Below are 12,647 nucleotides of genomic sequence, written 5' to 3'. Positions count from 1 at the left end.
AAAACATTCTTTTGAAGGTAATGGAACGCAGAGTAGCATCTGCCCGCGCCGCTGCAAATGACACACGCACGAGATTGCCGCCGGTTCCCGGAAGGCGAACAAAAGGTAAACTGTAGGGATGGATTTCCAGCTAGCCACCGACTACACACCCCAAGGCGATCAGCCGCGCGCCATCGCAGAGCTAACTGCCGGCCTGCTCGACGGCGAAAAGCACCAGGTGCTGCTGGGCGTCACCGGCTCCGGCAAGACCTTCACCATGGCAAAGGTCATCGAGGCGTCGAACCGCCCCGCGATCGTGCTGGCACATAACAAGACGCTGGCGGCGCAGCTTTACCACGAGTTCAAACAGTTCTTCCCGAACAACGCAGTCGAATACTTCGTCAGCTACTACGACTATTACCAGCCTGAGGCTTACATTCCTTCGGGCGATCTCTACATCGAGAAGGAAGCGACGATCAACGAAGAGCTCGACAAGCTGCGGCTCTCCGCGACGCGGTCACTCTTTGAGCGCCGTGACTGCATCATCGTCTCGTCGGTCTCGTGCATCTACGGTCTCGGTTCGCCGGAGGCTTACTACGGCATGCTGATGCTGCTGGAGAAGGGCCAGAAGATCAAGCGCGAGGACATCACGCGCAGACTGGTCGAGATTCTGTACGACCGCAATGACGGCGACTTCCGTCGCGGTACCTTCCGCGTTCGCGGCGATGTGATCGAGATCTTTCCGACGTACGACGAACTTGCGTATCGCATTGAGCTTTTCGGTGACGAGATCGACTCGCTCTCGCAGATCGATCCGCTCTTCGGTACCGTCAAGCAGAAGTACGCGCGGCTGCCGATCTACCCCAAGAGCCACTATGTCGTGCAGCCCGAGCGCAAGTCATCCGCGATCGACAGCATCGTGAGCGAGCTTGTCGAATGGGAGGCGCAGCTTGAAAAAGAAGGCCGCATGGTGGAGGCGCAGCGCATCCACCAGCGCACGCGCTTTGACCTGGAGATGATCAAGTCCGTCGGCTACTGCCACGGCATTGAGAACTACTCGCGGCACTTCAGCCAGCGCCTGCCGGGTGAGCCGCCACCGACACTCTTCGACTATTTCCCTCGTGATTTTATGGTGTTCATCGACGAGAGCCACGTCACCGTGCCGCAGTTGCATGGCATGTGGCACGGCGATCGATCGCGCAAGGGTAACCTGGTGGACTATGGCTTCCGCCTGCCTTCTGCGATGGACAACCGTCCGCTGAAGTTCGATGAGTTCGAGACCAGGACCGGTCAGATCATCTACGTGAGCGCGACGCCTGGAGCGTATGAGCTGACGAAGGCCGCGGGCGTCGTGACCGAGCAGATCATCCGTCCCACGGGTCTGGTCGATCCTCCGGTTGAGATCCGTCCGATCAAGGGCCAGATCGACGATCTGCTTGCGGAGATCCGTGATCGCGTGGAGAAGAACCAGCGCGTGCTGGTCACGACTCTTACGAAGCGAATGGCGGAGGATCTGAGCGGCTACTACACGGAGGTTGGGGTGAAGTGCCGCTACATGCACTCTGAGATCGAGACGCTCGAGCGCGTGAAGCTGCTGCGCGATCTGCGTAAGGGCGAGTATGACGTGCTGATCGGCATCAACCTGCTGCGCGAAGGCCTCGATCTGCCAGAGGTTTCGCTGGTTGCCATTCTGGATGCAGATAAGGAAGGCTTCCTGCGTTCGCAGGGCTCACTGATCCAGACGATTGGACGTGCCGCAAGACACCTGGAAGGCCGGGCGATTCTGTACGCCGACGTTATGACCGACAGCATGCGTCGCGCCATCGACGAGACGGATCGCCGCCGGGAGAAGCAGGTGGCTTACAACGAGGAGCATGGCATTACGCCGATGTCTGTTGTCCGTCCGATTGGCGAGGCGCTGGTGGGTATCGCAGAGGCCGACTACGTCGATGTGACGACCGACGATAATGTGGCCGACTTTCCAAATCAGCAGGCGTTGGACAAGCACATTGCCGGCATGGAACAGGATATGCGTGAGGCGGCGAAGAACTTTGAGTTCGAAAAGGCCGCGAAGCTTCGCGACCAGATCAAAGAGATGCGGACGAAGGAGTTCTTTTTCTCGTAAGGACTTGCGCGCTGCCTAGCCGAGGGCCGGCTCAGGCAGCGTGTAGGTTACGTGCGGAAGATGCTCGAAGCCCGGCCGCGCGAAGTAGTAGCCCTGCTGGAGAGCAACGCCCATGTCGCGTAGACGCATGGCTGTGTCGTAACTCTCAACGCCCTCGGCGATGGTTGTGATCTCGAGCTCAGAGCATGCCTGCACGATCGCTTTCACGATTACCTGCGAGGTGCGGTCTTCATGCAGACGGCTGATCAAGCCCATGTCGAGCTTGATGATGTCGGGCTGCAGTTTCGAGAGCAGCTTCAATCCCGAATAGCCTGCACCGAAGTCATCCATGGCGACTTTGACGCCGCATTTGCGGTAGTCATCAACGACGCGCTTCAAGCCGTCGAAGTCGCAGATCTCATCGTCCTCAACCAACTCGATGATCAGACGATCGAGTGGGAAGCCAATGCCGATCGCTTCGTCGCAGGTGTGACGGAGGTGGCTGTTGGCGCTGATGGCTGCGTTCGGATTTACATTGACGCACAGCTTCTGATCCGGATGCTGCAGAAGTCCGGAGCGGATCGCCTCCGTCATGGCGCGGGAGCGGCATGCCTTATCGAATAGGTGGAAGTTGCGCGGTTGAACGCGCGAGAGGACGGAGTGCGCGCTCTCGCCCGACTCCGAGCGCACCAAGGCTTCGAAGGCAAAGACAGATCCGTCAAGGACGCTGACGATGGGTTGGAACGCCATGGAGAATCGCGGGATTTCGCCCTTGATCAAGATCGGCTTTGGCGATCCACCACGAAGCTTGCGCTCCTGCTCACGCACCCAGAACTGGTATTCGACTTCCTGCATAGTGTCCAGCCTTCCCCGTCGCGCCCTTGCAATTGCCGCAGTACGATCACGGCAACAGTTTTTCCGTTGCTGGCAGCGCTCTTAAAACGCGATTTTCACCAAAGACCGGGAGGGTCAGTGAGAACGAGCAGATAGAAACGAGAGTTGCCAGACCCTCAAAGGGCAATACAAGTCGAGACGTCAACGGGCGTCTATGCGCCAATCATACGTAGTCAAGTGATGTCTAGCGTACACACTTAGTTGCATAGACGTATGCCACGGGGGTGTAACTTTAGGCAACCGGGGCGTACGATGTGGCAAATCGTTTCCCTGTAAATAACTTTTCCGATGACATCAAGGCGTCGTGACGCCCCTGTCGGGTTCGAAGGTGATCGAGTGACGTTGCCGAGGGACGAAGGGTTATCGCGTCGGGCGCGGCGCGGCAAGTCCCTGGTGACAGCTTCGTTCCTCATCTTTTTGCTGTTTTCCGTACTTTCGGTGAAAGCCCAGGCGGTCCTGGTTCTCGATCCTGGTAGTCGCGTGGGTACGCTCGCAGGCAGTGGTCGCGATGGACGGACGGTGGCGGGCACTGCGCAAGATGTTGCACTGGGCTGGCCGCGAGGCCTGGCGTATGACCACGAGGGCAATTTGTATGTTGCGGACTCTCGGAATCATCAGATCGATCGCGTCTCGTCAGGCGGCGTGCTCGCGGTGGTTGCGGGGACTGGCCATCAGGGGTACGTAGGGGATGGTGGCGCGGCAACGGCGGCGGAACTGAATGCACCGACGGCTGTAGCGGTCGCGCCGGACGGGTCAGTCTACTTTGCCGATAGCGGCAATCACTGCATCCGCCGCATCGCCAGTGGAGTGATTACGACCGTCGCCGGCAATGGCGCGCCTGGGTTTGGTGGTGATGGAGGCCCGGCAATGGTCGCGCGGTTTCGATCGCCCGGTGGACTGGCGTTCGCGGCGGATGGGAGCTTGTATGTCGCTGACACTGGCAACCGCCGTGTTCGGAAGATCCCACCCGGCGGTTCGGTCTCTACGATTGCCGGGACCGGTACGGAGGATGATGCGGGTGATGGCGGCGTTGCGACGGCTGCTTCGTTTCGTTCGCCCGGGGCGTTGCAGGTGCTGCCGGATGGAAGGCTGCTGATCGCTGACCGGGAAGCTTACCGCGTACGCGCTCTTCTGGCCGATGGAACGATCAACGCCTACGAGACGGGAGCGACGCTGCGCAGGCCGGAGGGTCTTGGTGTGGACGCTGCCGGGGGGCTGCTGATCGCCGATGCGGGGCGACAGCAGATGCTACTGAGCGGGCTGGATGCTTCTGGAGTTGTCGCTTCTGCTAGTGTTGCCGGGAGCGGGAGGCAGGGCGCGGCTGCTGTCGGGGTTGCGGCAGAGAGCGCGATGGATTCGCCGGCAGGTGCGGCAGTCGACGCGGGTGGCAGTGTCGCGATGAGTGATCGGCGAAATCACCAGGTGCAGCGCGTTACTTTGTCTTCCCTTGCCTTTGGGGATGTTCCTGCCGGTCGTTCGTCTGCGGCGCAGGCTCTGACGCTTCGCAATGGTGGGAAAGAGTCGGTGAGAATCTCCGCGGTCTTGTTCCCGTCGGGCTTTATTGCGAGTGGCGGGAGTGCGGGCTGTCCTGCGGCGCCTTTCTCGCTGCAGGCGGGGGCTTCCTGCGTCGTTGGGGTGACCTTCGCTCCGATTGCTCAGGGGCAGCAGACGGCTTTTCTTCGGTTGCTGCTTGAAGGCGCACCGGCTGCGAGTGTCGTTTTGACGGGCAATGCGACGGCTGTCGGCTCCCTGGCTGCGAGCAGCACCACGCTGTCGAGCGATGGCAGCATCAGTTTTGCGGGGACACCGGTTGAGTTCTCCGTTGTCGTGCGGGGATTGTTGGGAACTGTGCCGGCGGGGAACGTCACATTCTTAGATGGGGATGTGCCGCTTGCGACAGTTGCGCTCACGGGTGGTTCGGCGACGTTTGCGACGGCTGGGCTGCGGACGGGACGGCATACGGTGCATGCGGTCTACAGCGGTGATGCGGCGTACGCGGGCAGTGTGTCGGCGGATGTGACGCAGACGGTGGTGCCAGCGCCTGACTTCACGATCGCTGCAGCTGCCGGGAGTTATAGCGGCAGCGCGGGTGGTGGCATTGCGATCCCGTTGTCGATTGTGCCAGTGAACGGCACGCTGAATCATACGGTGAGGCTTGGCGTTAGCGGTTTGCCGGCGGGAGCTACAGCCCTTTTTACTCCGTCGGTTTTTACGCTTGGCGGCGATCCTGCGAATGTCTCGCTGGCTTTAATCATGCCTACGACGTTAGCTGGCACGGGGCCTTCGGGTGTGTCGAGAACGATGGCGGGAGTGATTGCAGGCTTCTTCCTGCTTGGGTGGCGGCGGGGCTTCCGTCCTGGTGTGAGAGTGCTTTGTGTCGTTGCTTTGGTGTGCGCAGGAGGTTGTGGCGGTGGCTTTCAGGCTACTTCTGCGAGCAACGGCACTGGCGGTGCGGCCAAGACTTTTCATTACGCGGTGATCGTTACTGCCACTTCTACGGATGTGATGGGAGCCGCGCTCGTCCACACCGCAACCATCAATTTGACGGTGAGCCAATGATGCGATTGTTGTTGCCGGGCGCGTGGGTGCGCGTCTTGAGGTGCCTTGCCTTGTTCTTGCTGGCAGGCATGGCGCAGGCGGTGAGTGCGCAGGATCGGAGTGGTCGGGAGGTCGCGATCCCTGTTGCCGTCCGCTATGTGGCGACGGAGGCAAATGCGCCTCCGGGGACCTGCGGCTGTTTCTGGCTGCAGGGTGGTGCGGTGGATGCCGCAGTGCCACTGTTTCGGCGGCTGTCTGCGGCAGTGGAAGTTGCTGGCGTCACGGTGAGTCGTGTTCCGGCTTCTGCGCGCGGACTGAGCGAGATCACTTTGCTTGCCGGGCCGCGTTATGCGGTGCCGTTGCGATATGGGACGCTTAATGCTCATGCGCTCTTTGGCGCTGTGCGTGGCTTCGATGCTGACTTTGTCGCGGGGCCACGGCGTGTGGACACTTCGACAAACTTTGCGATGGCCCTTGGCGGTGCATTTGAAGTTCGGCTCAGCCGGCGACTTGGTCTTCGAGTGGCGGAGGTGGATTTTCTGCAGACGAATCTGCCGAATGGTGCCGGTGACCGTCAGCGCAGTGTGCGCGTGGGTGCGGGCATCGTGTTTCATGTGCCTCTGCCGGTTGCGCGCTAGCGTCTTGCCCGAAAGAACTGCTGCAGCATGGTGGAGCAATCCTCTGCCAGGAGGCCTGCGGTGACCTCTACGCGGTGATTGAGCTTTGGGTGGTTCATTACTTCGAGAACGGAGCCGCACGCGCCTGCCTTGGGATCGGCTGCTGCATAGATCAGGCGGGCGACACGTGCGTGGAGAATCGCACCGGCGCACATGGAGCACGGCTCAAGGGTCACGACGAGCGTGCAACCGCTGAGCCGGTAGTTGCGCAGGTGCTGCGCTGCAGCGCGCATGGCAACGATCTCAGCGTGTGCCGTCGGATCACTGTCGCGAATGACGCGATTGTTGCCGCGAGCGATGATCTCGCCATCGAGCAGGACCACTGCGCCCACGGGAACTTCACCGTCAGCCGAGGCGGCGTGCGCCTCGGCGATAGCGGCTTGCATGGCATCCAGATCGGTCACAACGACAAGTTTACGTTGTGGGAAGTTTACTTTGTGGGTGGTGCGACCGGTGTCGTGCCCGCACCGCTTCCATCGGGTGACGCCGTCTCCTTTAGATAGGCAGCGCTGAGGGTGTTCTTCGCCTGTGCGATGGGCAGCAGTGTTGGGTAGAACTGCACGAAGGTCGTGTCGCTGGCGGCGTGTTCTTCGTGACAGGTGTAGCAGCTTGCGGGCTTTGGAACCAGGTGTTCCTGGCCGTCCTTGCCGCGAACATAGAAGACCCACTCGTTGTTCATCTTCGCGTGAATTTCAAGGCCGCTGATGTCATGGCTTTGCGTGCGTCCGCCCTTGTTGATGGAGACATTCGGCTCGCCGATGCGGTTTTCGAGGATGAATGTCGTCTTGTCCGGCCACGTGCCCGTCTGCTTGAAGACCTTGTAGGCCTCGGGGTTGACGAACACATTGTCGAAGACAGACTTCTTGTCAGCAGTGAGTCCGACGGCACCGGCCTGTGCGTAGGTCATATCCATGCCGCTGGTGAGATAGATCCACTCGCGGTAGTCGGCGGGAATGGGCATCGTGGTGGGTGCGGAGGTCTTGTCAGCCGCTTTGACCGGATGCGAGACGACCGCAGCGATCACAAACGTGGAGAGCGTAACGGCGGCGGCGATGGTCTTCAGCATGCGTGAAACCTCAGGTAGGAAGCTGGACTGCAGTTTGGGGGATGCGTCCAGCTTACATACGAAGAGAGTGCCTGCGAAGTTCCTTTTAAGCGGGTTCCTGCTGTGTCATGCAGTGGAGCGCGCCGAGACCCCAAATGAAGTCGCCGCAGTGGATGCCGACAACCTTGCGCGTCGGGAACTGTTCGGCAAGGATGTTGAGGGCAACGCGGTCGTTTGCATCGTTGAATGTCGGCACCAGCACGAGGCCATTCGCGATGTAGAAGTTTGCATAGCTCGCGGGCAAGCGTTCGCCGTCGAAGATCACGGGCGACGGCATTGGCAGTTCAACGATCTTGTAGGGCGATCCATTTGGTTGCCGGAAGTTGCGCAGACGTTCGAGGTTCTCCGCCAGCGGCAGGTGGTTCTCATCGGCGGTGTTGTGTTCGACGGCAGCGACGATGGTATCGACCGCGGTGAAGCGGGCGATGTCGTCGACGTGACCGTGCGTGTCATCGCCTGCGCAACCGCGGTTGAGCCATAGCACCTGGTCGACACCGAGATAGCTGCGGAAGATACCCTCAAGCTGTTCGCGTGAGACGCCTGGGTTGCGCTGTTGCACTTCGCTCAGCAGGCACTCTTCCGTGGTCAACATGGCACCGGCACCATTCACGTCGATCGAGCCGCCCTCAAGCACCACGCGCTGTTCCCTGCCATCGGCCAGCGTGATCATGGGGTCAAAACGCTCGATCCCCTGCAGCTTTGCAACATGCTCGGGAATCTGGTCATCGTTCAACCAGTTGGGATACTTTGCCCACGCATTGAACTTCCAGTTTGTTATCGCGAGCTTGTCGTCCTTCTTGACGAAGATGGGGCCACTGTCGCGCAGCCAGATGCGATCTGTCTTCCAGAGGTGGAAGTGCAGGCGCGCGAGGTTAGCGCCGGCACGCGTCAGGATTCGCGTCGCAACCTTCTGTGCGCGCTCGTCGTTGACGAGGATGTTGACCTCTTCCACCTGCGACAGTTGCCGCACGATCTCGGAGTAAACCCAGGGAATGGGCTGAAAGCGACCGGGCCAGTCCTGCGCGTTATGCGGCCACGCGATCCAGGTGGAGGTATGTGTATCCCACTCTGCGGGCATGCGGTACTGCGAGTGTGTCTCGTTCGTCATCTATTGAGCCGTGTAGAAGGTGTAGGTCGCCTGGTAAGGGACGTTGATGGTACTGCCGACGTTCTGCGCACCGCAGATGTTTGCGGCCTGTGGGACGCCACCCTGCGTGTCTGAGCGACGGATGAAGGCGATGGTGCTGAGCGCGCCGCTTCCGCCACTGCTCTGCACCTGCAGCAACAGCCATGGGATTGAGTCTGCCGATACGCGTTGCTGCAGCACCTTGCCGGTGATTGCGCTGCCATCACTCCAGGTCCATGTGGGCCCCTTGGTGTGGGTGCCCACCGGTTGATGCGTCTGCGTGTCGATCAGGTCAGCCTGCGGCTCCTGCAGCGTCCACTTGCCGTCCTCACCACAGGCGTAGACCTGCCGGCCGATGCCTAGCACCGTGTACTTGACCTTGGCGGTGGCCGGAGGCTCCGTGACATCCTGCGCGTGCGCGCCGATTGCCAGAAGCAGCAAGAGTGCAAGTGCTTTGACCTTCATCGTGAACCCCTTCAGATCAGGAAACGCTTCGTCACACCTTCGTAGGCATCGATGCGGCGATCGCGCAGGAAGGGCCAGTGCTGACGCGTAATTTCAACCTGAGCGGGATCGATGTCGGCGTAGAGGATCTCTTCCTTGTCGTGTGAAGCCCTGGCAACGATGCGCCCGAATGGATCGGCGATGAAGCTGCCGCCCCAGAACTCGAGTCCTGCACCCTCTGGCCCTGGCATGTCGACACCGTTGTGGACGACGTCGCCATGCTCGAAGCCAACGCGATTGACCGCGCAGACCCAGACACCATTGCTGATGGCATGCGCACGCTGCGTCGTTTGCCATGCGTCGTACTGGGCGTCACCGTACTCTTCCTTTTCGCTGGGATGCCAACCGATGGCCGTCGGGAAGAAGAGCGTCTCTGCGCCCTTGAGCGCCGTGATGCGCGCGCCTTCGGGGTACCACTGATCCCAGCAGACGAGCGTGCCGATATTGCCGGCGGAGGATGCGAATGCTTTGAAACCCAGGTCGCCCGGCGTGAAGTAGAACTTCTCGTAGTAGAGCGGATCGTCCGGGATGTGCATCTTGCGATAGACGTCGCCGATGCTGCCGTCGCGCTCGATCGTCACGGCCGTGTTGTGATAAAGCCCCGGTGCACGGCGCTCAAACAACGACGCGATGATGACGATGCCGTGTTCCTTTGCGATGGCGCCGAGGCGCTCTGTCGACGGGCCGGGGATCGACTCGGCGGTTGCAAAGAGTGCGTGATCCTCACGCTGGCAGAAGTACTGCGCACGGAAAAGTTCCGGCAGGCAGACGAGATCCGCTCCGTTCTTTGCAGCCTCAATGACGAGCTCTGCCGCGTGCTCCAGGTTCTTCCCCGTATCGGGGACGCAGCTCATCTGGATGAGCGCAATCTTGGTCTTCTTCATGATTCAAACTCCTGTGCGAGCGGCTTACGCCATGATCTCGCGAATGTCTGCTGCAAGCTGATCGACGCGCGCAAGATCCGTGTCCCACGCGAACATGAAGCGGGCACTGCCGCCGATGAAGGTGTAGAAGCGCCAGCCGCGCTCGCGCAGCTGCTCCAGGCGGGCCTCGTCACTCATGAGGAAGACGGCATTCGCCTCGGTGGGGTACATGATGCTGCCCTGCGTGATGCCCGATATGGACTCGCGCAGGCGTGTGGCACAGGCGTTAGCGTGCTGCGCGTTGCGCTGCCATGCGCCGCTCTCAAGCATGCCGACCCAGGGTGACGACAGGAAGCGCATCTTGCTGGCGAGCTGACCCGCCTGCTTGCAGCGATAGTCGAAGTCCTGCGCGAGTGTGTGATCGAAGAAGACGATCGCTTCGCCGATGGCCATGCCGTTTTTGGTGCCGCCGAAGCAGAGCACTTCGACGCCGGCCTTCCACGTCATCTCTGCAGGTGTGCAACCGATGCTGGCGACGGCGTTGGCAAAGCGCGCGCCATCCATGTGGAGATGCAGCTTCAGCTCGCGGCAAGTAGCGCTGAGCTGGCTGAGCTCGTCCAGCGAGTAGACCCGGCCGGTCTCGGTCGACTGGGTGATGGTGACGGCCTTTGGCTTGGGGAAATGAATGTCGTTGCGCGACGTCGCCAGTGTGCGGATCGCCGCCGGCGTCATTTTGCCATCGGTGGTCTGCGCGGTGAGCAGCTTGCTGCCGTTGGAGAAGAACTCCGGTGCGCCGCACTCGTCCGTCTCGACGTGGGCCGACTGAGCGCAGATGACCGAGTGGTAGCTCTGGCACAGCGCCGCGAGCGACAGCGAGTTGGCCGCAGTGCCATTGAAGGCGAAGAAGACCTCGCATTCTGTCTCGAAGAGGTCGCGGAAGAGGTCCGAGGCGCGCTGGGTCCAGGGATCGTCGCCGTACGCAGTGGCGTGGCCCTGATTGGCCTCAGCCATCGCCGCCCACGCCTCAGGGCAGATACCGGAGTAGTTGTCGCTGGCGAACTGTTGCGAGTTGTCGGTGCTGATGTGTGTCATTGCTTCCTGATTGGATGTCCCAGAAGCAGTGACGCTTCTCGCACACTTCATCTTAGCTTTCTCTCGAGCGAGACGCAGTGGCCGCGTTACGCCGTGGAAGCGGATCTGCGGCTTGAAAACAAGAGGTACGAAGCCCGGCATCGTTCCTTGCGAATTTTCTGATATTTTTTAGGGGAGGCAAGGCTGTTCGGCCCACCGTCTCGTCCGCATCTCACTTTGCTTTCTTTATCCCAGGTTTGATACCCGCGCAGGCTGCTGTGCAGCGCCGCGTCGTACCCGCTAAGGAGTCGTATGTCAGGCAATTACCGCGAATTTCTCGAACTGTCGTATGAAGAGCTCGAAGAGCTGAACCTGGCCGCCAAGGACCAGCGCAAGAAGCACGTTGCGATTGGCAAGATCCAGGAAGAGCGGTTGAAGTACCTGACCGACACCAAGGGCATCAAGGCCGTCACCGTCGTCTTCAGCGATCTGGAAGGCCGGATGCACATGCTGGACTACGACAAGAAGTTCCTGGTCAACAGCTATGACAACCTGACCTTTGACGGCTCGTCCATCCGCGGCTTTACGGCACAGAAGGAATCGGATCTGCGCCTGGGCCTGGACTGGAATGCCTTCTACTGGACTCCGGCAGACGTCTTCGGTTCCGGCAAGGTGATGGTCTTCGGCGAAGTCATCGACAAGAGCGGCGGCCCCTACAGCGCCGATCTGCGCGGCATCCTGAAGCAGTACGCCAACAAGCTGTACGACGAGAAGGGTTACACCCTGAACGCGGCGAACGAAGTCGAAGGCTTCCTGTTTGAAGGCGTCGATGCAGAGCGCTCGTTCCACAAGACCGGCTCGTTTGAGTACGTCAACGGCGGCGGCTACTACAACTCGCTGCCTGGCGATCCCCTGCGCGAGTTCATCGATACGGCCGCAGAAGTGCAGCGCGCGATGGGCTTCGAGAACGAAAAGGATCACCCGGAAGTTGCTCCCTCACAGTTCGAGATCAACTACACGTACGGCGATGTGGTTTCGGCAGCCGATCAGATCCAGCTGTACAAGCTGATCTGCCGCCAGGTGGCGACGCAGATGGGTATGACGGCAAGCTTCCTGCCCAAGCCCGTTACGGGCGTCAATGGCAGCGGCATGCACACCAATGTGTCGATCACCAAGGATAAGAAGAACCTCTTCTTCGATAAGGCTGGTGAAGAAGGCATGTCGGAGATGGCATGGAGCTTCATCGACAAGATTCTGACGCACGGCAACGACATCTGCCTGCTGCTGAACTCGAGCGTGAACGCATACCGTCGTCTGGATCCGCACTTCGAAGCGCCGAACCAGATCAAGGCTTCGGCAACGGATCGCGGTTCGATGGTTCGTATCCCGATCGGCAACGAGAAGTCGGCACGTGTTGAGGTCCGCTCTGTGGGCCCCGATGCGAACCCGTACGGCGTGCTGTACTCGGTCTTCAAGACGGGTCTGGACGGCCAGGTGGGACAGATCGAAAACCTGCGCCAGGCTTCGCGTTACCTGCCAGACAACATCTACACGGCGATCGAAAACTTCCGCGGCTCCGACTGGACCACGACCCTGCTGGGTGCGGATGTGAAAGAGCGCTTTGCAGAGTTAAAGCAGGCTTCGGCTGATCGTTGCCCGCGCCTGCTGGGATCTGTGGTCAAGGGACCGGAAGTGCAGTTCCACCACGAGATCTACAACCAGCTGCTGTGGGGCCAGTTCTAGGTCTTGCGCGATCACGAACGACAGATGGACACCTTCGGGTGTC

At 60.4% G+C, this 12,647-nt stretch carries 11 protein-coding genes; 4 read left to right on the top strand and 7 right to left on the bottom strand.

Features of this window, described 5'->3' with window-relative positions; genetic code table 11:
- Positions 1-118 precede the first annotated feature (118 nt).
- Entirely contained in the window at positions 119-2,104 is a 1,986-nt protein-coding gene (gene uvrB / locus TERRO_RS08955; RefSeq protein WP_014785679.1) for an excinuclease ABC subunit UvrB, read from the top strand.
- Between the two features lie 15 nt (positions 2,105-2,119).
- Here the strand turns inward: uvrB and TERRO_RS08950 are convergent, their stop codons facing one another.
- Complete coding sequence (locus TERRO_RS08950; RefSeq protein WP_014785678.1) at positions 2,120-2,938, bottom strand: EAL domain-containing protein; 819 nt, start codon at positions 2,936-2,938, stop codon at positions 2,120-2,122.
- 375 nt (positions 2,939-3,313) lie between these two features.
- On the opposite strand from TERRO_RS08950, the gene TERRO_RS21970 reads away from it, so the two are divergent.
- Complete coding sequence (locus tag TERRO_RS21970) at positions 3,314-5,536, top strand: NHL domain-containing protein (protein ID WP_169315295.1); 2,223 nt, start codon at positions 3,314-3,316, stop codon at positions 5,534-5,536.
- Positions 5,537-5,586: 50 nt separating this feature from the next.
- Positions 5,587-6,153, top strand: coding sequence for a hypothetical protein (locus TERRO_RS08940; protein WP_041592524.1), 567 nt, complete (start codon positions 5,587-5,589; stop codon positions 6,151-6,153).
- Here TERRO_RS08940 and tadA read toward each other — a convergent pair.
- The 6 genes from tadA to TERRO_RS08910 all read right to left on the bottom strand — a co-directional run bounded on the left by tadA (position 6,150) and on the right by TERRO_RS08910 (position 10,882).
- Entirely contained in the window at positions 6,150-6,596 is a 447-nt protein-coding gene (gene tadA / locus TERRO_RS08935; RefSeq protein ID WP_245536261.1) for a tRNA adenosine(34) deaminase TadA, read from the bottom strand. The two genes, TERRO_RS08940 and tadA, sit on opposite strands and share 4 nt — an antisense overlap.
- A gap of 26 nt (positions 6,597-6,622) precedes the next feature.
- Positions 6,623-7,258: a cytochrome P460 family protein gene (locus TERRO_RS08930; protein ID WP_014785674.1), complete on the bottom strand. Its 636-nt coding sequence runs from the start codon at positions 7,256-7,258 to the stop codon at positions 6,623-6,625.
- A gap of 85 nt (positions 7,259-7,343) precedes the next feature.
- Complete coding sequence (locus TERRO_RS08925) at positions 7,344-8,405, bottom strand: agmatine deiminase family protein (RefSeq protein ID WP_014785673.1); 1,062 nt, start codon at positions 8,403-8,405, stop codon at positions 7,344-7,346.
- Complete coding sequence (locus TERRO_RS08920; RefSeq protein ID WP_014785672.1) at positions 8,406-8,888, bottom strand: DUF3455 domain-containing protein; 483 nt, start codon at positions 8,886-8,888, stop codon at positions 8,406-8,408.
- Positions 8,889-8,899: 11 nt separating this feature from the next.
- Entirely contained in the window at positions 8,900-9,811 is a 912-nt protein-coding gene (locus tag TERRO_RS08915) for a carbon-nitrogen hydrolase (RefSeq protein ID WP_014785671.1), read from the bottom strand.
- A gap of 24 nt (positions 9,812-9,835) precedes the next feature.
- A complete protein-coding gene (locus TERRO_RS08910) occupies positions 9,836-10,882 on the bottom strand; it encodes a threonine aldolase family protein (protein WP_014785670.1) in 1,047 nt (348 codons plus the stop codon).
- 291 nt (positions 10,883-11,173) lie between these two features.
- Between TERRO_RS08910 and TERRO_RS08905 the strand changes: the two genes are divergently transcribed.
- Positions 11,174-12,604, top strand: a complete 1,431-nt coding sequence (locus TERRO_RS08905) for a glutamine synthetase family protein (RefSeq protein WP_014785669.1) — start codon at positions 11,174-11,176, stop codon at positions 12,602-12,604.
- Positions 12,605-12,647: the final 43 nt, after the last annotated feature.

It is taken from the genome of Terriglobus roseus DSM 18391, from assembly GCF_000265425.1.
GTDB lineage: Bacteria > Acidobacteriota > Terriglobia > Terriglobales > Acidobacteriaceae > Terriglobus > Terriglobus roseus.
The sequence above is the reverse complement of the archived record's forward strand: the minus strand, read 5'-3'. Positions and strand labels throughout refer to the sequence as shown.

What these genes read in the sequence shown, in the direction of transcription:
- uvrB (WP_014785679.1), top strand. Translation starts at nt 119, where the DNA reads ATGGATTTCCAGCTAGCCACCGACTACACACCCCAAGGCGATCAGCCG.
- TERRO_RS08950 (WP_014785678.1), bottom strand. Translation starts at nt 2,938, where the DNA reads ATGCAGGAAGTCGAATACCAGTTCTGGGTGCGTGAGCAGGAGCGCAAG.
- TERRO_RS08930 (WP_014785674.1), bottom strand. Translation starts at nt 7,258, where the DNA reads ATGCTGAAGACCATCGCCGCCGCCGTTACGCTCTCCACGTTTGTGATC.
- TERRO_RS08925 (WP_014785673.1), bottom strand. Translation starts at nt 8,405, where the DNA reads ATGACGAACGAGACACACTCGCAGTACCGCATGCCCGCAGAGTGGGAT.
- TERRO_RS08920 (WP_014785672.1), bottom strand. Translation starts at nt 8,888, where the DNA reads ATGAAGGTCAAAGCACTTGCACTCTTGCTGCTTCTGGCAATCGGCGCG.
- TERRO_RS08915 (WP_014785671.1), bottom strand. Translation starts at nt 9,811, where the DNA reads ATGAAGAAGACCAAGATTGCGCTCATCCAGATGAGCTGCGTCCCCGAT.
- TERRO_RS08910 (WP_014785670.1), bottom strand. Translation starts at nt 10,882, where the DNA reads ATGACACACATCAGCACCGACAACTCGCAACAGTTCGCCAGCGACAAC.
- TERRO_RS08905 (WP_014785669.1), top strand. Translation starts at nt 11,174, where the DNA reads ATGTCAGGCAATTACCGCGAATTTCTCGAACTGTCGTATGAAGAGCTC.